12 protein-coding genes, 1 other RNA gene and 4 pseudogenes are annotated in these 25,420 nt (G+C 37.9%); 13 read left to right on the forward strand and 4 right to left on the reverse strand.

Annotated features, from left to right (window positions below):
• The 4 genes and pseudogenes from STRDD10_RS11365 to STRDD10_RS00355 all read left to right on the forward strand — a co-directional run.
• Positions 1–851 (forward strand): annotated as a pseudogene (locus STRDD10_RS11365) (YfcC family protein); the annotation flags it as partial.
• Between the two features lie 584 nt (positions 852–1,435).
• A pseudogene (locus STRDD10_RS00345) lies at positions 1,436–4,046 on the forward strand (zinc carboxypeptidase); the annotation flags it as partial.
• 835 nt (positions 4,047–4,881) lie between these two features.
• Positions 4,882–5,523 carry a phosphoserine phosphatase SerB gene (serB, locus tag STRDD10_RS00350; protein ID WP_067192072.1) on the forward strand — a complete coding sequence of 214 codons (642 nt, stop codon included), beginning with the start codon at positions 4,882–4,884 and terminating at the stop codon, positions 5,521–5,523.
• A 2-nt stretch (positions 5,524–5,525) separates the two neighbouring features.
• A complete protein-coding gene (locus tag STRDD10_RS00355; protein ID WP_067192075.1) occupies positions 5,526–6,644 on the forward strand; it encodes a glycerate kinase in 1,119 nt (372 codons plus the stop codon).
• A 67-nt stretch (positions 6,645–6,711) separates the two neighbouring features.
• Here STRDD10_RS00355 and STRDD10_RS00360 read toward each other — a convergent pair whose 3' ends face one another.
• Positions 6,712–7,179 carry a DUF1694 domain-containing protein gene (locus STRDD10_RS00360; RefSeq protein WP_197458281.1) on the reverse strand — a complete coding sequence of 156 codons (468 nt, stop codon included), beginning with the start codon at positions 7,177–7,179 and terminating at the stop codon, positions 6,712–6,714.
• Between the two features lie 194 nt (positions 7,180–7,373).
• Between STRDD10_RS00360 and eno the strand changes: the two genes are divergently transcribed.
• Both eno and STRDD10_RS00370 read left to right on the forward strand, forming a co-directional pair.
• Positions 7,374–8,678 (forward strand): surface-displayed alpha-enolase, encoded by a 1,305-nt coding sequence (eno, locus tag STRDD10_RS00365; RefSeq protein ID WP_067192081.1) that lies wholly within the window; start codon positions 7,374–7,376, stop codon positions 8,676–8,678.
• A 252-nt stretch (positions 8,679–8,930) separates the two neighbouring features.
• Positions 8,931–9,587, forward strand: a complete 657-nt coding sequence (locus tag STRDD10_RS00370; protein ID WP_067192084.1) for a CBS domain-containing protein — start codon at positions 8,931–8,933, stop codon at positions 9,585–9,587.
• A 78-nt stretch (positions 9,588–9,665) separates the two neighbouring features.
• On the opposite strand, the gene pbp1a is transcribed toward STRDD10_RS00370, so the two are convergent.
• Both pbp1a and recU read right to left on the reverse strand, forming a co-directional pair.
• Positions 9,666–11,810 (reverse strand): penicillin-binding protein PBP1A, encoded by a 2,145-nt coding sequence (gene pbp1a, locus STRDD10_RS00375; protein WP_067192087.1) that lies wholly within the window; start codon positions 11,808–11,810, stop codon positions 9,666–9,668.
• Complete coding sequence (gene recU / locus STRDD10_RS00380; protein WP_067192090.1) at positions 11,803–12,408, reverse strand: Holliday junction resolvase RecU; 606 nt, start codon at positions 12,406–12,408, stop codon at positions 11,803–11,805. Before recU ends, pbp1a begins: the two co-directional genes overlap by 8 nt.
• A 65-nt stretch (positions 12,409–12,473) precedes the next feature.
• Here recU and STRDD10_RS00385 point away from each other — a divergent pair, with 65 nt between their 5' ends.
• The 6 genes and pseudogenes from STRDD10_RS00385 to STRDD10_RS11815 all read left to right on the forward strand — a co-directional run.
• Positions 12,474–12,995: an SLOG family protein gene (locus STRDD10_RS00385; RefSeq protein ID WP_067192092.1), complete on the forward strand. Its 522-nt coding sequence runs from the start codon at positions 12,474–12,476 to the stop codon at positions 12,993–12,995.
• Positions 12,996–13,074: 79 nt separating this feature from the next.
• Entirely contained in the window at positions 13,075–13,431 is a 357-nt protein-coding gene (gene gpsB / locus STRDD10_RS00390; protein ID WP_067192095.1) for a cell division regulator GpsB, read from the forward strand.
• A gap of 27 nt (positions 13,432–13,458) precedes the next feature.
• Positions 13,459–13,822: RNase P RNA component class B (rnpB, locus tag STRDD10_RS00395), an RNA gene on the forward strand.
• A gap of 80 nt (positions 13,823–13,902) precedes the next feature.
• Complete coding sequence (locus STRDD10_RS00400; protein ID WP_067192098.1) at positions 13,903–15,078, forward strand: THUMP domain-containing class I SAM-dependent RNA methyltransferase; 1,176 nt, start codon at positions 13,903–13,905, stop codon at positions 15,076–15,078.
• The gene (locus STRDD10_RS00405) at positions 15,075–16,571 is read left to right on the forward strand and encodes a cell division site-positioning protein MapZ family protein (RefSeq protein ID WP_067192101.1); all 1,497 of its coding nucleotides are present in this window, start codon (positions 15,075–15,077) and stop codon (positions 16,569–16,571) included. Before STRDD10_RS00400 ends, STRDD10_RS00405 begins: the two co-directional genes overlap by 4 nt.
• Positions 16,572–16,861: 290 nt before the next feature.
• Positions 16,862–16,942: pseudogene (locus tag STRDD10_RS11815) on the forward strand (hypothetical protein); the annotation flags it as partial.
• Between the two features lie 38 nt (positions 16,943–16,980).
• Here the strand turns inward: STRDD10_RS11815 and STRDD10_RS10245 are convergent.
• A pseudogene (locus STRDD10_RS10245) lies at positions 16,981–17,124 on the reverse strand (transposase); the annotation flags it as partial.
• Between the two features lie 287 nt (positions 17,125–17,411).
• Here STRDD10_RS10245 and STRDD10_RS00410 point away from each other — a divergent pair.
• Positions 17,412–25,420, forward strand: an 8,009-nt coding sequence (locus STRDD10_RS00410; protein WP_067192104.1) for a beta-N-acetylglucosaminidase domain-containing protein, incomplete at its 3' end; no start/stop codon positions are given.

A 25,420-nucleotide genomic window follows, 5' to 3' on the forward strand; every position in this document is an offset into this window, starting at 1 on the left:
ATGCAGATAAGATTCAAAAAGACCCGACAAAATCTTTAGTATATAGCACACGTGAAGAAGACTTGAAACATTTTAACGTAAGCAAAGATGAGGGTGTAACGGCTCAACTAAGCAAAAAACAAAAACATGTTTTGGTTCTCTTTGTGTTGACATTTGTACTTATGGTTATGAGCTTTATCCCATGGACTGATTTGGGTGTAACGCTCTTTTCTGATTTGAATACTGCGATTACAGGAATTCCTGTAATTGGTCAAGTCATTGGTAGTTCAACTGCAGCACTCGGTACATGGTACTTCCCAGAAGGAGCAATGCTCTTTGCCTTTATGGGAATCTTAATCGGTGCTGTCTACAAGCTAAAAGAAGGGGAAGTGATTGACTCCTTTATGGCAGGTGCTGCGGATCTTCTTGGAGTTGCCCTTATCGTAGCTGTAGCTCGTGGTATCCAAGTTATCATGAATGATGGTATGATTACAGATACTATTCTTAACTGGGGTAAAGAAGGTTTGAGCGGATTGTCTTCACAAGTCTTTATCGTTCTAACATACATTTTCTACTTGCCAATGTCCTTCTTGATTCCTTCATCATCTGGTCTTGCAAGTGCAACTATGGGTATCATGGCTCCTCTTGGTGAGTTTGTCAATGTTAAACCAAGTCTCATTATTACAGCCTATCAATCAGCATCAGGTGTTCTTAACCTTGTTGCACCTACCTCTGGTATTGTGATGGGGGCACTTGCTCTTGGACGTATCAATATTGGTACATGGTGGAAATTTATTGGTAAGTTAATTGTAGCAATTATTGTTATTAGTATCGCTCTCTTGCTTCTTGGGACTTTTATCCCAATTGGATAATATTTTGCTTATTATAATTTTAGATTAGTAGAAAAATAGAATAGTTACTATCATCTGAACAAACAATCATTGGCTGAATAAACCTCTAATAATCAAATAGACAAATCAGAGCTAAACGGAGGGAAAACCTTATGTTGTTTAGCTCTGGTTTTGTATATCCTTTTGTTTGTTTAAAAACGAATTGATAATTGATGTTTTTGTGCAATTTGTGAATGCTTTTGAAAAGGAGAAATGGGATGAATTATTCTTACAAAAAAAGATTGTATAGGAATTGCTTAAGTATATCTGCTGCTGTATTAGTAGCTTTTTTAGCACAAACAGCGGTAGTGGCTGACAGTATTGATGCTGCACAACCTCAGATACAGGAAACTATTATTGAAAAGAGTCAAGTAGAAGTTGTTGCAGTAGATTCGAATGCAGTATTGCCACAAAAGGAGACAAATAAAGTATCTGAAATTTCTGATAGGAATTCTTCCACAACTGATCAGAAAGAAACCTCTGAAGCAGTAACATCATCTGGGGAGGAAAGTTCTTTAGCAGTTGCAAATGAAGAAAATCTAACAGAAAAATCAAGCATAAAAGACGTTAAACTAGCAGAAAGCAAGGTTTATATGTCTGAAAAGGGTTCTGTGAAAGAAAGTATAGATGGGCAAGCTCAACAAGCTGGGAAAATCACTTGGACTTTGGATAACAAACCATTATCTGAGTGGCTTACTTGGAATATGGAAGATGGAACTTTCAGTAACCAAGCATTTTTAACTGTAACAGAGGAAACAAATGGTGAAAAACTGGATTTGACCTTCGATTTTAATGAACTTTTTGGAACAGATCTTAGTCTTCGTTCACCGTATAATATTCGTAGAACTTATCGTGGTTTTATTGGAGAGTACGAATTGCTGGGGATCAGTCAAGATTTAGCTCTGACTATTCGTAAGACTCTGGTTTTAAGACCTTATGAAGATTTTCAAAGTCATGATGAGATGCTTGCCTCAATTGAAAAAAGTAAACGAGACGCTAAAACGGATCGTCTAGTAGACATTGAAACACTTGGGAAAAGTGCTCAAGGAAGAGATATTAAACTGGGGATTGTTGCTTCTGACCAATCAAGTATTGATACATATCTCAATGTGACGAATAAGCTAGCTTTAACGAAACCAGAGGAGTTGTTGAAACTTCTGAATGAAGGAAAATTAGATTATAAATTACCGGTTTTAGTCCATAATACCCATGCTGATGAACAACCAGGAATTGATGTTGTTACAGGACTCTTCCGTACCTTTGCGACAGAGGCAAGTATCAACTTTAAGACAACAGATGAAGCTGGTAATGAAAAAAATGTGACGTTAGACGTTCCGACTCTTCTTAAAAAATTCATTTTTCTCTTTGATTTTACAGAGAATCCAGATGGAGATGTTTTAAATCTTCGTGCTCTAGCAAATGGACTAGATCCCAATCGGGATGCTAGTTACCAAGCAAATCCAGAAGTACGAACGGTTATTCAAATGATTAATAAGTGGAATCCAATTGCCCTTTATGATATACATGGGTTTGTAAAGGAGTTCTTAATTGAACCGGCAACGCCACCACATGATCCAAACTTTGAATATGATCTCTTATCTGATATCATGCTTGAAAATGCCCATTACATGGGACGAGCTGGAGTGGCTAATTCTAAATATGACAGCTATATCATTCCTAAACTTGACTGGGGTAGTGGATGGGATGACTCTTTCTCAGGATATACAGGGGTTTACGCTGTTTATCATGGCATTCTTGGTCACACCATCGAAATACCGGAAAGCAATGAAGAATCCTATAAAGCTGGTCGAAACGCAGTTTTAGGAGGAATTGACTATCTTGCACAAAATCCAGATAAGTTGATGGAGAGACGGCTTCAATTTTACCAAAGAGGCATTAAAAAAGTTGAATCTGCTGAAGCAGAGAATGAGTTAATTGGTCCAAACGGTGAAGTTGTTGGACGGATAAAAAATGGTCGGAAGAAATTCTTCCCTGATTACTACGTTATTTCTATGTCTCTTGATAAAGACAATGATTCTCAAGAAGCATTTAATATGATTGACTACTTTAAGCGTAATGGAGTTGTTGTTCAAGAGTTAAAAGAAGATACAGGTATCTATAAAAAAGGAGATCTTGTAATTGATATGGCACAAGCTAAACGTGGTTATGCCAATCATATTCTTTACAAGGGGTCAAATGAATCAGATTGGTCAGCTATGTATGCTGAATTGGTGGTGAATTTCCCTGACATGCGTGGTTTTAAGACCATACCAGTCTTTGATGAAGGAGTATTTAATAACAAACTAGGTGAAGTTACTACATTGAGGGCAACGCGTACGAATCAAATTGACTATAAGGCACCATACTATGTTATTGCGAATAATTCAAAAAGTGCGGTTCAAGCAGTTAATCATGCCATTCGGAATAATGAAAAAGTTTATTTGACAGATGATGGCTATATTGTTGATACAGCTACTTTTGCTAAACTACTTAAAGATTATGCGATATACGGGGATGCTCTTTATAAAGTCCCTCAAGGGGAAACGCTAAAGGCTCTTAAGGTCTATGCACCACCACATCATTATTCATGGGCAGGTGTAGATTCGCCAGCAAATACTGCTCTTGCTTTGGAACAATTAGGTTTTGAAATTGTATCTTCAGTAGAAGAAGCGGATGTAATTGTTTTAGAAAGTAATACGTTTGATAGCTCAATTGTTGGAGTTAAACCAACTATTGTGGTAGGCGGTTCTGCTATGCAAAGACTTGAAAAACTCGGAATATTGGAAGGATTCGATGCTGAACGTTTCTCAGGTGGTAGTAGCTATGAAGGGTTAATGAAGGCTTTGATTGATGAGAAAGATCCTCTAACTAGTGGTTATAAAAAAGATGATTTCTTCTATTCCAATTCAGGAAACTGGATTGCTAACTACCCTACTAACTTTAAAGCCTTAGCTACAATAGCAGGAGGAGACTTCTATGTCGCAGGTTGGTGGCCAGGTTATAAAGATTTGGCTAATAAGGTAGTGGCAATTGCAGGAAGTTACAAGGAACAACCAATGTTCGTTTATGCTGGAAATCCAACTAATCGTTTGCATACCATTCATTTCTATCGCTGGATTTCAAACGCTATCTTTGGTAGTCAGTTAGCTAGTTTGACGGACTTTATCCCAATTCCAGATGAGGATACGATAACAAAACCAAATCCATCTCCATCACCATCTCAAGATGGCAACTCTCTTGTTTTCAAAAAAGAAAAAGAGGATCCAGGCGTATCTGGAGAAGTTAAGATGGATCAAACAGTTAAGGTACACTCATTATCAATTTCAGGAAATGATTCACAGGAAAATGCGAAGTCTGACCATGATAACAAGGGTGAAACAGCAACAGAATTACCGAAAACGGGAAGTGTAGAACATAAAGCTACCTATTTGATTTCAAGTATTCTACTTCTGGTTTCAGGAAATCTTTTCTTGCTAAAGAAAAAAGATAGTCAGTAGTTTGATATTACGGAAGAGGCTAAGCGGAAGCTTAGCCTCTTTGTCAATGGTAGAAACATTGATAACGAGTGAGGAGAAGAAAAGGAACTGATTATTCTATTTTTTTATTTACATTCAAGTTTTAAATAAAATAGTAATTAGTCCGAGTTTCTCACTTCTATTTACTTTATTTTGCATTAGAAAATCATCTCAAAATTTGGTATAATAAGAAAAAATTAAAATGAAATAAGTCGTAAAACTAGATAATGTTAAAGAGGGAGGAAATAACTTCTTTCGGAATTAAAATATTCGAGGATTATTTTGATTATTATTTTCTATTAGACGTTTGATTGTATGTAAGCTAGTTGCTAGGTAGTGCTTAAAGATTATATTTTTATTTATCTTTTTTAAATAGAAGAATGACGCTACTCGTGAATGTGACGAATTAAAGATAAGAATAGAGTTGACATGGTAAAAAGAAAGGCACATTCAATCAAAGTTTTAATATTTGGTTTTTATGATTTTTGGAGGATGGTATGCAGGTAAAAGGCTTGGTTGTGATGGATGTTGATTCCACGTTGATCATGGAAGAAGGGATTGATTTATTGGGAGAAGCAGCTGGTTTAGGTGAGAAAGTAGCAGAAATTACAGAGCGGGCCATGCGAGGGGAGTTGGATTTTGAATTGGCTCTCAAGGAGCGTGTCCGTCTTTTGGCTGGTTTACCACTCACAATTTTTGAGGAGATTGCACAAAAAATTCATTTTACTCCAGGAGCACATGAACTTGTGGAAGAACTACATGCTCGTGGTTATAAGGTAGCACTAGTATCTGGTGGTTTTCATGAAACTGTTGATGCTTTAGCTTCGACTCTTAATATAGACTATGTTCATGCAAATCGTTTGGAAAAACAGGATGGATGTTTAACAGGGAAACTTTTGGGAGATATCGTCACCAAGGATGTTAAGAAAGAAAAGTTATTAGCTTGGGCAAAGGAAAATCAATTGACAATTTCTCAAACGATTGCTATGGGAGATGGTGCGAATGATTTACCAATGATAGAGACTGCGGGGATTGGTGTGGCATTTTGTGCTAAACCAATTGTAAGGGAGGCAGCACCCTTTCAAATCAATGAAAAGAATTTGTATAAGTTAATTGAGATTATTGATAAAAGGAGGTAAACTTGCATATATTGATTGCACCGGATTCATTCAAGGAAAGTTTATCTGCGCAAGAGGTTGCAGAATCAATCAAAATAGGATTTCAAAAGACTTTAAGAAATACAAGCTTTGATCTTCTTCCTCTTGGCGATGGTGGTGAGGGAACCATTGCTTGTTTGAGTGAAAATTTAGGATTTCAAAAGAAAACAGCGATTGTAACGGGCCCCTTCGGTCTACCAGCTACAATGACTTACGCCGTAAAAGACGATACGGCTATGTTTGAAGTGGCTGAATTAATTGGCCTGGAAAAGATACCATTAGTAAAGCGCGATCCGCTTCAGATTGAGACGAGAGGAATTGGCGAGTTACTATTACATCTTGCACAAGAAGAATATAAAAAAATATTTATTGGAGTTGGTGGAACGAGTAGTAATGACGGTGGGATAGGACTTGCAGTTGGTTTAGGATATATATTTTACGATCAGGCAGGAAATGAGCTCCCAGGTATGGGATATTCTTTGGGAAATGTAAATAGTTATAGCCAAACAAAAATGGTTTCGGTTTTCAAGAATTTGGAAATCAAGGTATTAGTTGATGTGGATGCAGTCTTATGTGGACCAAATGGTGCTACAAAAGTTTTCTCAGCTCAAAAGGGACTCAGCTATGAGAAACAGGAAAGGGTTGATCGAGAAATGCACCATTTCTATCAATTAATAAATAAAGACCTTTTGTATGTGAAAGGAGTAGGTGCAGGAGGAGGATTAGCTGCTGGCCTGATAGCTTTTGCCGGTGCAAGTCTAGTTTCTGGAATTGATTGCGTACTTGATTTGCTTGATTTTGATTCTCGAGTAAAGGAAGCTGATTTGGTTATAGTAGGGGAAGGGTGTTTTGATAGGCAAAGTTTACAAGGAAAAACACCTATAGGGATTGCTAGGCGGACTCCAAAAGAGATTCCGGTTATAGCGATTTGTGGTTGTCTTGGGACAAATCTTCCAAATTTTCCAATTGAAAATATACAGGCGGTTTTTCCAATTATTGGACAAGTAGAAGATTTAGCAACAACTCTCGGACACGCAAGAAACAATCTGATTCGAACGGCTGAAAATATCGGAAGTCTATTGAATTTAAAAAAGAAGCGATAGCTAAGCAGTCGCTTCTTTTGTTTGGAAATAGAACATAAATATGTAAGGTGATTTGGGAAGGATTTTATTAACTAGAAGGACCGTTTTTATGCGTGAAAAATTTATTCCAAAAGGATCGTTTTGCCTGTTGAGCATTTTGTATATTTCCAGGAGTAAGTAAACTACTGAACTGTATTTTTAACTCCAGTGAGTCAACTTTAACAGGGTGATCGCTATGAATAACAATTCCATAGGGAGAGCAGTGACATTCTTCAGAAACAATTGTTGTTTGAATGTTAAGGGAATGCGCGATTTTCATCAAACTGACTTGACTAGTGGTTTCGACATTGGGAGAAATTTTGACAAAAAGTGGCTGATAATGCTCACCTAATTTTTGGAGTATTTCTTCAAAATGCAGAGATAAGATGGAAGAATTTGCTTCATCAATATCGGCAATAGCAATCACTCTTTCAAAAAAAGTTTCTAAATATTTCTTTTGTTCATCGGGATTAAGACGATTGGCGCCATGTGCTTTTTCTAAAATTAATTTGTTCATATCATTCATGCAGGTATTATAGCATAATTTATGAAAAATGACAGAAAAAAGAGTAGATAATTAAGGGAATTAGCAAACGTTTACAATTGGAAAATGTGATAAATATGCTCTATTCTAACTTTTTTCTTGAAAAAAAAGCCATTTTAAGGTATCATAGAGGTGTAAAAAATTTTAACTCATAAGGAGAGTAGAAAATGTCAATTATTACTGATGTTTACGCTCGCGAAGTCCTAGACTCACGCGGTAACCCAACACTTGAAGTAGAAGTTTACACTGAATCAGGTGCTTTCGGACGTGGTATGGTTCCATCAGGAGCTTCTACTGGTGAACACGAAGCAGTTGAACTTCGCGACGGTGACAAATCTCGTTACCTTGGTCTTGGTACACAAAAAGCTGTTGACAACGTAAACAACGTTATTGCTGAAGCTATCATCGGCTACGACGTTCGTGATCAACAAGCTATCGACCGTGCAATGATCGCTCTTGACGGTACTCCTAACAAAGGTAAATTGGGAGCTAACGCTATCCTTGGTGTGTCTATCGCTGTAGCGCGTGCTGCTGCTGACTACCTTGAAATCCCACTTTACAGCTACCTTGGTGGATTCAACACTAAAGTTCTTCCAACTCCAATGATGAACATCATCAACGGTGGTTCTCACTCAGATGCTCCAATTGCTTTCCAAGAATTCATGATCGTACCTGCTGGTGCACCAACATTCAAAGAAGCTCTTCGTTGGGGTGCTGAAATCTTCCACGCACTTAAGAAAATCCTTAAAGGTCGTGGCCTTGAAACAGCTGTTGGTGACGAGGGTGGATTTGCGCCTCGTTTCGACGGAACTGAAGATGGTGTTGAAACAATCCTAGCTGCGATCGAAGCTGCAGGTTATGTTCCTGGTAAAGATGTATTTATCGGATTTGACTGTGCATCATCAGAATTCTACGATAAAGAACGTAAAGTTTACGACTACACTAAATTCGAAGGTGAAGGCGCTGCTGTTCGTACTTCTGCAGAACAAATCGACTACCTTGAAGAGTTGGTAAACAAATACCCAATCATCACTATCGAAGATGGTATGGATGAAAACGACTGGGATGGATGGAAAGCACTTACTGAACGCCTTGGTGGTAAAGTTCAATTGGTTGGTGACGACTTCTTCGTAACAAACACTGCTTACCTTGAAAAAGGTATTGCAGAAGGTGCTGCTAACTCTATCCTTATCAAAGTTAACCAAATCGGTACTTTGACTGAAACTTTCGATGCTATCGAAATGGCTAAGGAAGCTGGCTACACTGCCGTTGTATCACACCGTTCAGGTGAAACTGAAGATTCAACAATTGCTGACATCGCTGTTGCAACAAACGCAGGACAAATTAAGACTGGTTCATTGTCACGTACAGACCGTATCGCTAAATACAACCAATTGCTTCGCATCGAGGATCAACTTGGTGAAGTAGCTGAATACCGTGGTTTGAAATCATTCTACAACTTGAACAAATAAAATCTGATTAAATCAAGGTTTCTAAAACCTCTAGGTTCTGCCTAGAGGTTTTTCTATGATAAGAGGTATGATACTAGTTTAAGTAATGCTAAAAATATCTCAGAAATTGTCAATGTAAAACTTGAAATAAGCTCTCTATATCAGTTTAGTAAATTCGTGGTTCGAAAATGATTTCGGAAAAATAAATGAAAGCGTTTGAAATATTTTCGAAAAGAAGGTATAATAAAGATATCAAAAGTAAGGAGATTTTCAATGGCTGTTAAAGATTTCATGACCAAAAAAGTTGTTTACATAAGTCCGGATACGACGATTGCTCATGCAGCGGATATGATGAGAGATCAAGGATTGCACCGACTACCAGTTATAGAGAATGATCAGTTAGTTGGTCTAGTAACAGAGGGGACTATAGCGGAGGCAAGTCCATCAAAAGCAACGACTCTTTCAATTTATGAAATGAACTATCTTCTCAATAAGACAAAAGTCAAGGATGTTATGATTCGAAAAGTCATCACAGTCTCACCATTTGCAAGCTTGGAAGATGCTGTCTATCTCATGTTGAAGAATAAAGTTGGAATTCTTCCTGTTGTTGAAAACGATCAGGTTTATGGTGTTATTACAGATCGAGATGTTTTTAAAGCTTTTTTGGAAATAGCGGGATATGGTGAAGAAGGTGTGAGAGTTCGCTTTGTAGTAGACGATGAGGTAGGAAGATTAGAAGAAATTATTCGGTTAATAGTTGATGAAAATCTTAATATTTCAAATACAGTTAATTTCCCTCGTAAGGATGGTAAGGTCATTATCGAAGTCCAGATTGATGGAAAATTTGATATTGATAAATTAAAAAATAAGTTTGTATCGCATGAGTTGCACATTGACTCCATTACGAAAACATCCGCAAAAGTTTTATAGATAAATCATATTTTTACGTTTTGAATTCAAAAACCCCTAGTATTTTGTACTAGGGGTTTTGATAAGTAGCTGAGTTAACTAATCTTGATCATCTGCTTCATTCTCACTATTAGAGTTGTTGGGATTTCGAACTTGATTTGAAGCTGGTTCTGTCGTATCAGAACTGGAGGAACCTGATGTACTAGTTGAGGCTTCGCTTGAGCTCTCAGTAGTAGTCTCTGTTTCGTAAGTCGAAGATGGGATATAAGTTTGTTGACGGCTACGGCTTGTTGTAAGATAACTTCCACTACGGTAGACGCCACTTGGTTGTGTCCAGTCATTGTTTCCATACTGATTTACTAAATAGGTCATCATAGCACGATAAACATGTGTAGCTACTTGAACTCCATCATCAAGTACTGGAGTTAAGCGATTGGTATAACCTGTCCAGACTGCCATTGAAAACTGAGGCGTATAGCCGACAAAGAGTTCGTCAGGTGTAACAATACTTGAGCCGTAGTATGATCGGGTTAATTTACCTAGTTCGTCGTCAGCATAGTTAGATGTTCCTGTTTTACCTGCTTGATAGACGCCACTAATGGCCGCTTGGGTACCAGTACCTGAGGTCAAAACTGTTTTCATCATATCAGTCATCATGTAAGCTGTTGTTTCTTTCATGACGCGATTTCCTTGTTCAGAATAGTCTTGAGAGGTTCCATCGCTAAAGACGATACGGTTGATGTATTGTGGTTTATAGTAAGTACCGCCATTTGCAAAAGCAGCATATGCAGCAGCCATTTTTTCACTACTTGCTCCGTATTCATTTCCAGATTGACTGGTATTACTTGAAATAGCATTTGAATAGTGCATTTCAGGGTAGTTGATTCCAATCGATTGAAGGAATTTGAGTGAATCATTTAGACCGACTGCTTCAAGGGCTTTGATAGCTGGGATATTACGAGATTGTTGAATAGCTAATTGAAGTGTTATATTCCCATAATAAGCTTTGTCCCAGTTATAAACTGGTGTAGATGTGCCAGGATAATTATAAGGAGCATCTAAGATTGTTGCTGCAGTTGAAGTGTAAATTCCATTTTCTATTGCAGGTGCATAATCTGTAATTGGTTTCATGGTTGAACCCCAGTCACGGTTGGTTTCAACTGCTTGGTTTGTACCGAATGATACGCTAGTTGACTGATTTCGGCCACCCAATTGAGCAATAACTTTACCATTACTTGTATCTACAATGGTTGAAGCTACTTGCATTTCCTCATCAGGATATGCAACATAATTATCAGTATTGTAGATTTCCCAAAGCATTTGTTGAGCTTGGGTATCGACATTGGTATAGACTTCCATCCCGGTTGTTAAAAGGTTGTAACCCGTTTTTTCTTCAACTTCTGTAATGACTTGTTTAAGATAATTGTCCATATAAGCTGGATAGCTGGTCGAAGAGGTTAAGCTCTGTAGTCCGTCCGTTACAGGAGTGTTGACTGCAGTTTCATACTGTTCAGCTGTGATGTATTTGAGTTCATACATTTCGCTAAGAACTAGATTCCTTCTTTCTGTTGCAGCTTCTGGATTAGTATAAGGGTCATATTGATTTGGTGCTTGTGGCATACCTGCTAGAAGGGCAAGTTGTGGGAGACTTAAATCTTTCAAATCTTTACCATAGTAGGATTGAGCAGCTGTCTGCATTCCGTAGTTACCATTAGACATATAAACTTTGTTAATGTAGTAGGTTAAGATTTGTTGTTTACTAGCTTGACGTTCGAGTTGAATAGCCATCCAAGCTTCTTGTGCTTTACGAGAAACAGTTTGATCAGCAGTTGAAGTTGAGAAGTAAGTCAATTTAATCAATTGTTGAGTTAAGGTAGATCCTCCTTGTGTAGAAGAACTACGTAAGTTATTTAGAAAAGCCCCACCTATACGAATAACGTCTACTCCACGATGTTCAAAGAAACGGTGATCTTCAATTGCGACTATCGCATTAACAAGGTCAGTAGGAATCTGATCGGTAGAGACATTTACGCGTTTTTCAGCACCTAAATCTGCAATCAAATTATTCTGGTTGTCGTAAACCTTACTAGAGGTTGTGGCAATCAGACTGTCTTCAGTAATCTTAGGGGCGCTAATAGCGTAGTAAGAAAAGAGGGCGCCACCAGCTAGTAGTCCAATAACAAAGAGAGTCAGGAAAGTTGTGGCAACGATTTTCAAAATGTTGAAAATAGATTGTTTATTCATGAATAGTACCACCTATTAAGTATTGTTCAACGATATCAAGATAAGGTACGCTAGGAAGCTTATCTTGAGAGATAAAATAGCCGTGCTTTCGGATATAAGAAAGAGGCATAGATTTACTTCCTTTATCGATTTGATAGTAATCAACTAAAAAGCGAGCAGGAAGCAAATAGGTTTCTTTTATCGATGAAAAGTGCAACAGTACAAAACAAATACCATTTTGATGAATCACTTCTTCCATATGTGTAATCTGATGTGGGTGGAAGTTTTTCATTGGCATAGAACGTTTTTGCTTTGTTTCTTTTGCTTCAAAGTCAATATAGTAACCTTTAAAAACACCAGAATAATCGGTGGTAGATGCTTGACGGAAGTAGGCTTCAACAATTTTTGCTCTACTTCTTTGAGGGTAGTCTACCTTAACGATTTGCACAGGAGTAGGTTTTTTATGAATGACGGCAAGATTCTTACTCTGATAGTAAAGATTTGTCTCGTTTATCATCTTTTCAAACGACATCCCGCGATTGGCAAAGTTCACAGCATTTGTTTTTTTGGGAACTATGCTATTTTGTTTTGAACTAATTTTATGTGGATAATTGACCATAAAACTCCTTCTTGATAAAATAACATCAAACTATTATACCATAATACCAGATAAAGGACAAAAAAATGACAAGTTTACTCGTTACAGGTTACCGATCTTTTGAAATCGGCGTTTTTAATGAAAAAGATATGAAAGTAAAAGTAATTAAGTCAGCAATAAGACAAGATTTGATTCGTTTTTTAGAAAATGGAGTGGATTGGCTGATTTTCACAGGCAGTCTTGGTTTTGAAGTTTGGGTACTTGAAGTAGCAAATGAATTACGTGTAGAAGGATATGAAGTTCAAACAGCGTCTATCTTTCCTTTTCAAAATCATGGTGAAAACTGGAATGAAGTCAATCAAATCAAGCTTACGCTATTTAAAAACTGTGACTTTTTTAAAGCTGCCTATCCTTGTTACGAAAATCCGGGACAATTTCGTGATTATAATCAATTTCTTCTCAATAACACTGAGAGTGCATATGTATTTTATGATGAAGAACATGAAACTAATCTTAAATACCTTTACCAAATGATGATAAATAAGGATAATTATGAGGTCAAAGTTTTACGCTTTGATGACCTAAATGAGGTAGCAGAAAATTTTTAGCTTTTTGGGTGTTCTACCTTGCATTTTATGGAAATAATCGTGTATAATAAAAGAGATGAACTAGAATGGAGAGAGAGACATGGCAAGTATTATTCATACCCCGAAAGATATTTTTGAACAAGATTTTAAAACGGCTGTACGAGGTTATAGTAAACAAGAAGTTGATGAGTTTCTAGATGATGTTATCAAAGATTATGAAACTTATGAGGCTCTGGTAAAGGATTTACGAGATGAGGTGGCACGGTTGAAGGCTGCAAAAGCAAGTGATTCCTCAAAATCGACTCCATTTCAACAATCTTCATCAGCTTTCTCACAATCCAGTCAGTCAATTGATATACCACAACCAAATTCTGCCACAAACTTTGATATCTTAAGACGACTCAATCGTTTAGAAAAAGAAGTTTTTGGAAAACGTATTCTTGACACAGACTTGTAATGAAAGTGTGCTAGAATAAGAAATGCAATTTTTGGATAATCGCGTGAGTATTTTTTCTCATGAGGAAAGTCCATGCTAGCACAGGCTGTGATGCCTGTAGTGTTTGTGCTAGGTGAAACAATAAGCCTAGGGACTTGATAAAAGTTACGGCGAGTGAAACGGCTAAGTCTTCGGATAGGCTTTAGTAACTCTGAAAGTGCCACAGTGACGTAGTTTTTAGGGAAACCTAAGAAGTGGAACGCGGTAAACCCCTCAAGCTAGCAACCCAAACTTTGGTCGGGGCATGGAGAGGCTGGAAACGAACAGACCTTTCTGACTGGAAACAGTAGACAGATGATTATCGAAGGAAGTGGTTCCTAGTCACTTCTGGGACAAAACATGGCTTATAGAAAATTGCATATAGGTTGAGGCTGAGATAAGTTTCTCAACCTCATTTTTTAAAGGTAGAAGAGAGGTCTTTAGAGACTGAAAATGAAAGAACAATTTACTTTAATCGCGACTGCTGCAGCAGGATTAGAAGCTGTAGTAGGACGTGAAATTCGAGACCTTGGCTATGATTGTCAAGTTGAAAACGGACGAGTTCGCTTTACAGGTGATGTTCGGACGATTATTGAAACCAATCTTTGGTTGCGAGCAGCTGATCGTATCAAAATCGTTGTGGGTAGCTTTCCTGCTCGGACATTTGAAGAGCTGTTCCAGGGAGTTTTTGCATTAGATTGGGAGAATTATCTTCCCCTCGGTGCATGTTTCCCAATTTCAAAGGCAAAATGTGTAAAATCTAAACTCCATAATGAACCTAGTGTTCAAGCGATTTCAAAGAAAGCTGTCGTCAAAAAGCTTCAAAAACATTATGCTCGACCAGAAGGCGTTCCTCTCATGGAAAATGGTCCAGAATTTAAAATTGAAGTCTCTATTTTGAAAGATGTGGCGACTGTTTTGATTGACACGACAGGTTCTAGTCTTTTTAAACGTGGTTATCGTACTGAAAAAGGTGGTGCACCAATTAAGGAAAACATGGCAGCAGCAATCCTTGAATTATCGAATTGGTATCCAGATAAACCCTTGATTGATCCGACTTGTGGATCAGGAACTTTTTGTATCGAAGCGGCATTGATAGCACGCAATATGGCACCAGGTTTGCGACGGACTTTTTCTTTTGAGGAATGGCAATGGGTAAGTAATCGATTAATTCAAGAAGTTCGTACAGAAGCTAGTAAAAAAATGAATCGTGAACTAGAGTTGGATATCATGGGAACAGATATTGATGCCAGAATGATTGAAATTGCAAAAGCAAATGCCCAGGCTGCTGGAGTGAGTAAAGATATAATTTTTAAACAAATGAGAGTTCAGGATTTGCACTCTAGTAAGATAAATGGTGTTATTATTTCCAATCCACCATATGGAGAGCGTTTGCTTGATGATGTTAGTGTAACGAAACTTTATAAGGAAATGGGTCAGGTTTTTGAACCTTTAAAAACGTGGAGTAAGTTTATCCTAACTAGTGATGAAGCTTTTGAGAATAAGTATGGAACGAAGGCAGATAAAAAGAGAAAATTGTATAATGGAACTCTTAAAGTGGATCTCTACCAATATTTTGGAGAGAGAGTGAGACGCCAAGACAAAAACGAAGAGAGGAAAGCTAAATGAGTGATAAAGAGATTCCCCAAAATACCAATCCAGAAATCACTGGGGATGAATCTATTTTGGATTTTGAAGAGGCAAAGGATTTAACAATTGGTCAGGCTATGCGAAAGTCAGCAGAGATTGAGGCAGGCGTAACTGAACAAGATAGTGTTTTGGATAAGTATATCAAACAGCACCGGGAAGAAATTGTTGCGGGGAAATTTGACACGGTTCATCAAACCGGTGAAGCTGGTTCGACGCAGATTACATTGGATTCGAACGATTTGAGACCAACAAGTTTGGATGATTTTATTAAGGAAGTTCGTTCGGAATCTACTGAGGAATCTCCACAACTGGTTGAGGAACCTGTTGAAGAAGTGAGGGAAGAAAAAACTTCAGATTTTGATCAAATTCCTATTGTTGAAATGACAAATCCGGATGAGAATCCGTCTCATCAGTCAAACTCACAAGAGACTGTTACATCAGAACCTCAAAATCAGCCGGTCTTTACTTCGCAAGTTCGTTATCAGTGGGATAATGAACCGTTCTATAAGCGTAAAGGTGTTATCTATACTAGTCTTGCAGTTCTTGCTCTTCTTATCGGGGGGAGTGCTATTTATTGGGGAATGACTCGCAATAATGGAACGACGACTCCTAATACAAGTCAGACCAGTAGTGAAGCAACAACTAGTGGTAGTTTAAGTGAAGAAGAAACAAATAAAAAATCGTTTGATGACTTATACGCTACTTTCTTTACAGACGGAAATCAAACAGCTTTAAAAAATAGTGCTTTTGGGAATCTAGAGTCTCTAAAGGCGATTTTGGATAAGCTTCAAGGAACTGCATCTTATGACGCTGCAAAACAACAGTATGATAATTTAGTCAAACAAGTTTCCGCAATTCAAACAGTCAATGGTCAGTTTACAACAGCTGCAATTACGGATGGTGTTTTAGATATTAATGCTCAAGCTAAATCGGATGCAGTTTTTGCAGATACTACAACTGGTAATGCAGAGATTGATAAGGTTCTTAATCAAGCTGTTGAGCAAGGACGTTCTCAGGTGGCTCAAGCTTCGGCCGCAAATCAAGCCACAAGCCAACAAGCAACTACACCAGCAGTATCAGCAGCACCAACTACAGTACCTGAAAATACGGCAACTCAGACTAGTTCAGGGGAAATCCAGAATGCCGGTGTTCCTGGATTTGGACTTTCAAGTCTTGGCGTTAATCTTCAACGTAATTTGAGCCGAGTGCCTTATAATCAAGATGCAATCAATGATACTACTAATCCTGCTTGGAATTTTAATCCTGGTATTTTGGAAAAAATATTGCAAACATCACGTGAACGTGGTTATATAACGGGTGATAACTATATTCTTGAAAAAGTAAATATTATCAATGGAAATGGGTATTATAACCTCTTTAAACCAGACGGAACCTATCTCTTCTCAATTAATGCTAAGACGGGTTATTTTGTTGGAAATGCTCGCGGAAATGCAGATGCATTAGATTATTAATGGTGAATTGTATTAATATAGGTAGAATAATGGCTCTTTGTCAACTGTAGTGAGTAGACGAAAAGCGTAGATGTTAAAGGAGCAGAGTCATCTGCTTCTTTTTTGACATTTCAGACGTCAAAAAGGATATTTTAGAAAAAGCAATCTATTCTTGCTTTCTTTATGATATAGTAAATTTAAGGAGAAGGGAGATTGTTATGATTGAAGAAGTTTACAAGGCGTACAGAGAATTTTATTACACTTTAGAGGTGGTTTATGGTTATCTAAAGTTAGACTGATACGAGGGGGAAAGTCTGCACTTGCGCTACTTGATTTATTACTTGTTCAAGTGTGATATCTGCTTTACTGCCTACCACTGTATGGTTTCTTAGAAACTGTATCTGAAAAAAATGGCGACACCTGTGCTCGTTTAACATCGGGAGAGGACGATTTTTGTTCTCTCTTTTTTGATGTTTAAAGCAATAAAAATCCTCTTTTTGAAATTTTCAAAGTTGCGAAAGCCAAAGGCAATGCGTTTGATGCCCTTGATAAGATTGTTGGTCGCTTCCAGTTTTGTTACTTATCATTATAGGTCATGTGGGATTTTTTCTACATAAAATAGGCTCCAGAAATGATAGAAACCTAAACTGATTTGGAGCTTATAATTATTTAACATTTTATAATACCTTATTTAAGCAATGTCATCAAAATGGGGAATATAAATAATTGATTTCCTTTTCTTTTTTTGTTATATTAAAATTATAAAAAAATTTATATTAATATTTTAAAAGCGCTTCTTAGTAAGGAGGTTAAATTTTTTAAAAAAATAGTAAGCGCTTTCTGTTTTAGGAAGGGAATCAAATGGATAAAAGATTTTTTGAAAAACGGTGCAAATACAGTATTCGTAAATTTACGATTGGCGTTGCTTCAGTCATGGTTGGTGCAACATTCTTCGGAGTTAATACTGTTCATGCGGCTGAGGAAACTGCAACTGATAGCGAAGGAAGTATCACTGAGTTGAAACCAATTGAGGCCTTGCCATTGGAAGTAGCATCAGCGATTGCCGGTGCGGACAACAATGGTGGTCAGGAATTTACCAAACCAGTTCTTGGTGAAACTGAGGACACACCAGAAGAAAATCAAGTTCCAGCAGGCTTACAAGGTGCAAATCAGCCAACGGCTAATACAGACACCGAAACGAAACCAGCTGCAACTCCGGCTTCAAAGGTAGAAGAAACTAAAGTTGAAGAAAAACCATCTGTTTCCTCTTCAGTAGTAGAGGAAACAGAAGATATCAACCATCTGGAAAACGCATTAGCAACTGCAAATAATCACGAACAAAATACAAGTTTTACTGCAAAAAATGCCGTTGATGGTAATGTTGATACGCGCTGGGCAACAGATAAAGATGTGGAACGTCCAAGTCTTGAAGTTACCTTGTCAAAACTCACTAAGATTAAACGCATAGAAATCGATTGGGATCGGCGTTTGCATGGGGGAGTTAATGATCCTAATATAAAGTCTTGGGAGCTCTATTATTCGGATGAGGAGAAGCAAGGAGAACCGAAAGAATGGAAACTAGCATATAGAAAAAATGGTCAACCGATTTTAGATGAAAAAGTAGATTTGAAAACTGCTATTCTTGCTAGACGGCTAAAACTTGAGATAAGCGATTATGTAGCTGGTAGCATGAATTGGAGGAATGTGGGGATTCAAGAATTCCGAGCATTTTCAAATACACCAGATCCAAATCATGCTAGTTTGTTAAATCAAATTGAAAAGCTAGAGATGGCTGAAGATGGTTCTTCTATTATTTTACCAGTTTTGCCTGGTCAGGTTCAGCTAATTGGTAGTAACAAAAAAGGTGTTATTGATTTAGATAATAAAGTGTATAAACCACTAACAGATCAGCTAGTTAAGGTAACGCTAGAGCAAAAATTAGAAAAACAAACTGTAACGAAGGAGTTTGAAGTTTTAGTAAAAGGCCTTTATGAGGATGAAGGGCAAGGAACCAAACCACGGGTTGCTCCAGCTGTACAACAATGGTATGGACGTCAAGGAACAACCTCCATCACGAGTGAGATGGAACTTGTAGCAGGAGATTCTGGTTTTGAACAGGCGGTGGAATTTTATCAATCTGATTTGCTAGATAGAGGATTGAAGTTAAATGTTGTTAATCAAAGTAGCAAGAATCGGATAGAATTCAAAAAAGTTGAGGATAGAGGATATGGTCAAGAAGGATATGGTATTTCTATCCAAGATGGTGTCATTCGAATAGAAGCAGCTAGCAATAAGGGAGCATTTTACGCCACACGAACTCTTTTACAGATGGGGGAAGAAAATTTACAAAATGGAGAAATCCGAGATTTCCCAAGTTTTAGTCACCGTGGTTTTATGCTGGACACAGGTCGTAAGTTTATTCCTTATGATACGCTAGTAGATATCATGCTGAATATGGCTTACTACAAAATGAACGACCTACAGTTGCACTTGAACGATAATTATATCTTTTTAAGTGAGCATATCAAGGGAAAAAATCTGTCAAAAGAGGATGCGGTGAAGTATGTTCTAGAGCATGCTCAAACTGGATTCCGTGTTGAAACAGATGTGGTAGGTGAAAATGGCGTAAAACTTACTTCGAAAGATTACTATAGTAAGGAAGAAATGCAACAACTCATTGAGTTAGCGAATACTCTAGGGATTAACCTTGTTCCAGAAATTGATACTCCAGGTCATGCTTTGTCATTTGTCAAGGCTAGACCGGATTTAATGTATCAAGGTAGCTTAGCTGCGTATGCCGGAAAACAAGATGTTGAACGTGTCGCTATGCTGGACTTAGATAATAAATATGAGGAAACACTGGCTTTTGTTAAGTCTGTTTATGATAATTTATTGGATGAGGGTGGTGCTCTTCATGGCGTAAAAACAGTACATATTGGAACAGATGAATACTATGGAAGTCGGGAAAGTTACCGTCGGTATGTTAATGATTTGATTCAATATATCAAATCAAAAGGTTACACACCACGAATTTGGGGTTCCTTAAGTGCAAAGAGGGGAAAGACCCCAGTTGATTGGAAGGATGTGGAAGTTGATATATGGAGTCTTGATTGGCAAAAGCCAACTGAAGCGATTGCTGCTGGGGCTAAAATTATTAATATTACTGATATTCCAACCTATAGTGTTCCAAGTGGAAGTAATCAACAGGGCGGTTATGGAGATTATGCTAACTATGAGAAGCAATATAACCAATGGACTCCGAATGATTTTACAACTGGACGTGGTCCGCTCCTAAATGCCTCTCATCCAAGTATTTTGGGAGGTGGTCATGCAGTTTGGAACGATAATATTGACTTACATGAAACAGGTATGACTTCCTATGATATTTTTAAACGCTTCTTTAAGAGCATGCAGGCAACAGCTGAGAAAACATGGGGGTCTGATCGTGCGGCTAAAAATGTATCTGAGCGATTGTTACCAGCTGAAGAATACGCTCCACAATCAAATCCAGAAAAAGTAGTTGGAAAAGAAGATTTATTTACTTTGAATACAGATACTTTTTCTAAATTTACCAGTCAAGGTGTTAAAAAAATTGAGCAAGGGCTAGAGTTTAACAAAACGAGTCAAGTAACAGATTTAGTTGGTGAGGTAGGCCCTGGTCATGTCTTGAATGTAGATGTAACTCTGTCAGAACAAGGAGAGCAAATATTTGCAACTAGTGGTAAAAATAAACTATATCTAGCGGATGAAGAGGGCTATATTGGTTATCAATTTGAACACGTACACATTCGCTTTAATAAGAAACTTGAAGTTGGAAAACGGTATAAGGTGACCTTTGTTACTAAACCTCAAGCTACTGAAGTCTATGTTGATGGAAATAAACTAGAGCGTTTAGCAGAGCCGACACATCCTAAACTGACTCATACCAGTCTTGTTTTACCACTTGATAGTATTGGTGGATTTAGTGGTATTCTTCACAATGTTAAATTGACGGATGAATCTTTTGTCAATCCACGCCTGATTGTTAAGGACCAACTAGAGTCTGTGTCAGCTACAAGTCAAGAATTGCCAGGAGATGAAAAAGAGGGAGCGATTGAAAAGGCTTTTGATGGGGATCCTAGTACTTTTTGGCATTCTAAATGGAAAGGTGATCACGGCCCTTATACTGTTCGTATGACGCTTAAGGAAGCTAGCGATATCAATGGTTTGACGTATTTACCTAGACCAGATGGTGGGAATGGAGTTGTTACTTCTTTTGAAGTTTATGCTCAAAAAGATGGTCAAATGACAAAAGTAGCCAGTGGAAAATGGATGGCGGACACAAGTGAAAAAACGATTAATTTTGAAGCTGTTAAAACGGATAAGGTTGAATTGAAAATATTAGAGGGACAAGCAGGTTTTGCTAGTGCAGCAGAAATTCAATTATTAAAACCAGCTCCAGAGACACCACAAGTGATTGAAGAAGCACCAAAACCAACAAAGGAAATTGGGGAAAGAGTTGACACGGTAGAATTACCAGATAGCTATATTGCTGATAATACAGCAAGTGCAGAAGCTATTGCTACTGCAAGTGAGAGTCGGGATTATCTTGAAAAAGAATACACAGTCTTTCCAAATCCACAAAAAGTGAGATATGGAAAAGGTGTAACGGCTTTGGATAAACAAGTTAATCTGATTTTTGGAGAACAACTTGACGTTTATACACGTAATCGCCTGAAGTCTGTCTTACAGTCAAACAAAGTGTCCTATACGACAAGTAAAACAGCTGTTACGGATGCAACGAATATCTATCTCGGTGTGCATGGTCAACACTCGCAAGCCGAAAAAGAATTAACAGGTGTATCAGAAAACCTATTTGATAAAATTGATGCTTATGCTCTATCTATTAAGGATGGTACGATTTCGATTGTTGGAAAAGATACAGATGCTGTATTTTATGGATTGACGACACTTAAGCAGATGCTGAAGGAAAGTACGGTACCTGTTTTACGTCAGGTAACTGTGGAAGATTTTGCAGAGATCAAAAATCGTGGTTTTATTGAAGGCTACTACGGAAACCCATGGTCAAATGCTGATAGAGCAGAACTCATGCGTTTTGGTGGAGATCTTAAGTTAACCCAATATTTCTTTGCGCCAAAAGATGATCCCTATCATAATAAAAAATGGCGGGAACTCTATCCAGAAGAAAAATTATCTGAAATACGAGAACTAGCTCGTGTCGGAAATGAGAATAAAACACGTTATGTATGGACGATTCACCCATTCATGCACAATCGGATTCGCTTTGGAAATGAGGAACACTATAAAGAAGATTTAGAAACAATCAAAGCGAAATTCAGTCAGTTGATGGCGGCTGGGGTGCGTGAGTTTGGAATACTTGCTGATGATGCAGCAACACCAGTTGGAGGCTACCATAGCTACAATCGTCTAATGAAGGATATGACTAACTGGCTTGCAGAAAAACAAACTCAATACGGTGACTTACGCAAGGAAATGATCTTCGTACCAAGTCAATATTGGGGAAATGGTCGTGAGGCTGAGTTGAAATCACTGAACGAACATTTGCCGGATTCAGCTAGTTTAACAGTTACTGGTGGCAGAGTTTGGGGTGAAGTTTCTCAGAATTTCCTTTCTAATCTTAAACAGAATTTAACGACAGAAGGTCAGACTTATCGTCCAGTTATGCTCTGGATTAATTGGCCTTGTACGGATAATTCTAAGCAACATTTGATACTTGGCGGAGGAGAAAAATTCCTTCATCCTGGTGTTGATGCAGGTTTGATTAAAGGAATTATGCTAAATCCAATGCAGCAGTCAGAACCTTCTAAAATTGCTCTCTTTAATTTAGCTCAGTATACTTGGAAACAGTGGAAATCAGAAGAAGATGCCAAGAAAGTAAACGATCTTGCCTTTAATTTTGTAGAAAATGGAGATTTTAAGGATAGTTCAACGTCACGGGCTTTCCGTGAACTTGGTAAGCATATGATTAACCAAAATATGGATAATCGTGTGGTCAAATTGGAAGAATCCATAGATTTAGCTCCAAAATTATCAGAATTTTTGACCAAACTACAAGAAAAAGGAGATGTAACAACTGAGATTTTAAATCTTCAATCTGAGTTTTCAAAAATAAAAGAAGCTGCTAAATTGTACAAGGATTCTGGTGATAAGAAAATAGTTTCCCAAATTCATTATTGGTTAGATAATGCAGTGGATCAAATGGATGCCCTGGAGCATTTTCTACATGCAGTTGAAGCTATCGCGAAAAAGGATAATAGCCAACTATGGGAACATTATTATAATGGACTTCAATCTTATAACCGTTCTCAAACTTACACCTTCCGATATATTGATCATAATGAACGAGCTGAACTAGGTGTACAACATATCCGTCCATTCATCCTTGCCTTAAGAGAGTATCTAGCTAATGAAGTCCAACAAGTTCTTTATCCAGATCAGGTGAGAATGTCCTTTATCAGTAATCGTACCGGTGTGGAAGGGGGTGTTCTTGAGGTAACAGATGGTAGCCTCTCGACTCATGCAATTATAAAATCACCAGCTGCGATTAAAGAGGGTGACTATGTTGGACTTGAATTTAACAAAGTTATCCCTGTGAAACAATTGGCATTTGCAATGGGAACTAAGTCTAATCCGAAAGATACGTTTAACACAGCAAGAGTTGAGTATCTAAATGAGGAAAATAAATGGGTAACGTTGTCAGACCATCCTTATGTCGGTAATGAATCAATTATAAGCTTTGAAAATCTTACTATTCAAGCCAAAGCTGTCAGATTGATTGCAACTGCTGATCGTGAGAATACCTGGCTTGCGGTGCAAGAAATTGCAATTAATCGTCCTTTACTCAATGAAGGAGCTAGAAAAGAAGCAATTGTCAGCATTAGTCCAAACTTAATCTATAAATATCAAACAACTGTAGATAAGATTACGGATGGTAAAGATACTACAGAAGCGATGTTTGCAAATGCTGATGGACAGGATAGCACACCTGTGGGTGCTTGGATTGCATTAGATTTAGGGGAAGTTTCCTCTGTTAGCAAAGTGCGGTTAGTGCAAGGGGGAGGAGATAAGCTAGAAACTGGTGTGCTAGAGTATTCTGTTGATGGAACTAGTTGGCAAGAATTAGAACAGCTAAAAGGTGAGCAAAGTAAAGAAATTACAAAAAATATCTCTGCTCGCTACATTCGGGTACGCAATCAAAAAGAAATTCCACTTTGGTGGCGGATTGCAGACTTTTCAGTAGAAACTAAGGAAAATCACAAGGAATTCATTGATACCAATCTTGATAATGTAACGGAATTGACGGTAAATGAGGGCTTGGGACATTACGAATTGATTTTACCTACCGGAGTAAAACTTCCAAGTAAGTCCTATATCGGATTAAAATTGGATCGTCTCCATGAAGTAGATGATATTCGCCTGACTGGTTCTCGCAATGAAACACTATCACTAGAATATTCTCCGAATGCGATTGAGTGGTATTCTGTCGCCCAATTAGAAAATCAAAAACTAGCTCGTTATATTCGCCTTGTCAATAAAACTGATTCAGAAGAAGAGCTTACAAGTGAAGCGCTTCTGGTGAAAACTAAGGAAGTGGCATCGACAGTACTCCAAGAGACATCTATGGGGGTTCATCCTACTTATGGGGCAAACGATGTCCGTAAGTTACATAATTTGAATCAACTCTTTGATGGAGACTATACTAATTCTGTTGAGTTTTCAGATTACGCTCATAAAGATGGTTCTATTGTGTTGAAGTTGGGAACTGAGCGTGATATTAAGAAGATTCGTGCTTATATCCAAGATGGTACACAGAATTATCTAAGAGATGGAAAAATTCAGATTAGTCAAGACGGTAAAACTTGGACGGATGTGGTGACCGTTGGTGATGGTCAGGAAAATAGCAGAAAAGATGATTCATTGACAGATGGATGGGTTCATGATGCTAGCAAACCAGGCAATCGCTTTATAGAAGGAGAATTGTCTGAAGCGGTCAAGGCTAACTATCTCCGAGTTCTCTTCACAGCAAATTATCCTCATCGCTTTGTAAGTTTTTCAGAATTGGTTATTAATGATGGAGAGTATGTTAAAGCGATAAATAATCCGACGATTGAAGGAAGTGGTAGTGAGTCATCCGACAATCTTAAAACCAATATTATAGATGGCAAAGTACTGACTAGTTATCAAACAACAGAAGATAAAGGAGAATTGGTTTATCATTTGTCAGAAAATACAGCTGTAAATCATGTCCGTCTTGTATCTAGTGTAGCAGATCAGAGTCAGGTTCATGTTTGGGCTCGTGTGTTAGATAAAGAGCAAAAGGTGAGTTGGCAAGACTTAGGTGTTGTAACCTCTACTCTGCAGACATTCTCTGTATCCGCAAGTGTAACAGATATTTTAGATGTAAAATTGGTTTGGGAAGGAGGAAGACCAGAATTTTATGAACTAGCAATGTTTAACCAACCAAGTAACTCTATTACTCCAACTGATCCAGTTGTTCCAGATAAACCAGTCGATACTCCAACTGATCCAGTGATTCCAGACAAACCAGTTGACACTCCAAGCGATCCAGTTGTTCCAGATAAACCAGTTGATAGCCCAACTGATCCGGTTGTTCCAGATAAACCAGTTGACACTCCAAGCGATCCAGTTGTCCCAGATAAACCAGTTGACACTCCAACAGATCCGGTTGTTCCAGATAAACCGGTCGATACTCCAACAGATCCAGTTGTTCCAGATAAACCGGTCGATACCCCAACCGATCCAGTTGTCCCAGATAAACCAGTTGACACCCCAACTGATCCGGTTGTTCCAGATAAACCAATTGATACCCCAACAAATCCAGTTACCCC

Source organism: Streptococcus sp. DD10 (genome assembly GCF_001578805.1).
Lineage (GTDB): Bacteria > Bacillota > Bacilli > Lactobacillales > Streptococcaceae > Streptococcus.

Bases quoted from the DNA above. Each gene is read 5' to 3' on its own strand.
- STRDD10_RS00385 (WP_067192092.1), top strand. From the start codon at position 12,474: ATGACAAGTTTACTCGTTACAGGTTACCGATCTTTTGAAATCGGCGTT.
- STRDD10_RS00400 (WP_067192098.1), top strand. From the start codon at position 13,903: ATGAAAGAACAATTTACTTTAATCGCGACTGCTGCAGCAGGATTAGAA.
- eno (WP_067192081.1), top strand. From the start codon at position 7,374: ATGTCAATTATTACTGATGTTTACGCTCGCGAAGTCCTAGACTCACGC.
- STRDD10_RS00370 (WP_067192084.1), top strand. From the start codon at position 8,931: ATGGCTGTTAAAGATTTCATGACCAAAAAAGTTGTTTACATAAGTCCG.
- recU (WP_067192090.1), bottom strand. From the start codon at position 12,408: ATGGTCAATTATCCACATAAAATTAGTTCAAAACAAAATAGCATAGTT.
- STRDD10_RS00360 (WP_197458281.1), bottom strand. From the start codon at position 7,179: ATGAACAAATTAATTTTAGAAAAAGCACATGGCGCCAATCGTCTTAAT.
- pbp1a (WP_067192087.1), bottom strand. From the start codon at position 11,810: ATGAATAAACAATCTATTTTCAACATTTTGAAAATCGTTGCCACAACT.
- serB (WP_067192072.1), top strand. From the start codon at position 4,882: ATGCAGGTAAAAGGCTTGGTTGTGATGGATGTTGATTCCACGTTGATC.
- gpsB (WP_067192095.1), top strand. From the start codon at position 13,075: ATGGCAAGTATTATTCATACCCCGAAAGATATTTTTGAACAAGATTTT.
- STRDD10_RS00405 (WP_067192101.1), top strand. From the start codon at position 15,075: ATGAGTGATAAAGAGATTCCCCAAAATACCAATCCAGAAATCACTGGG.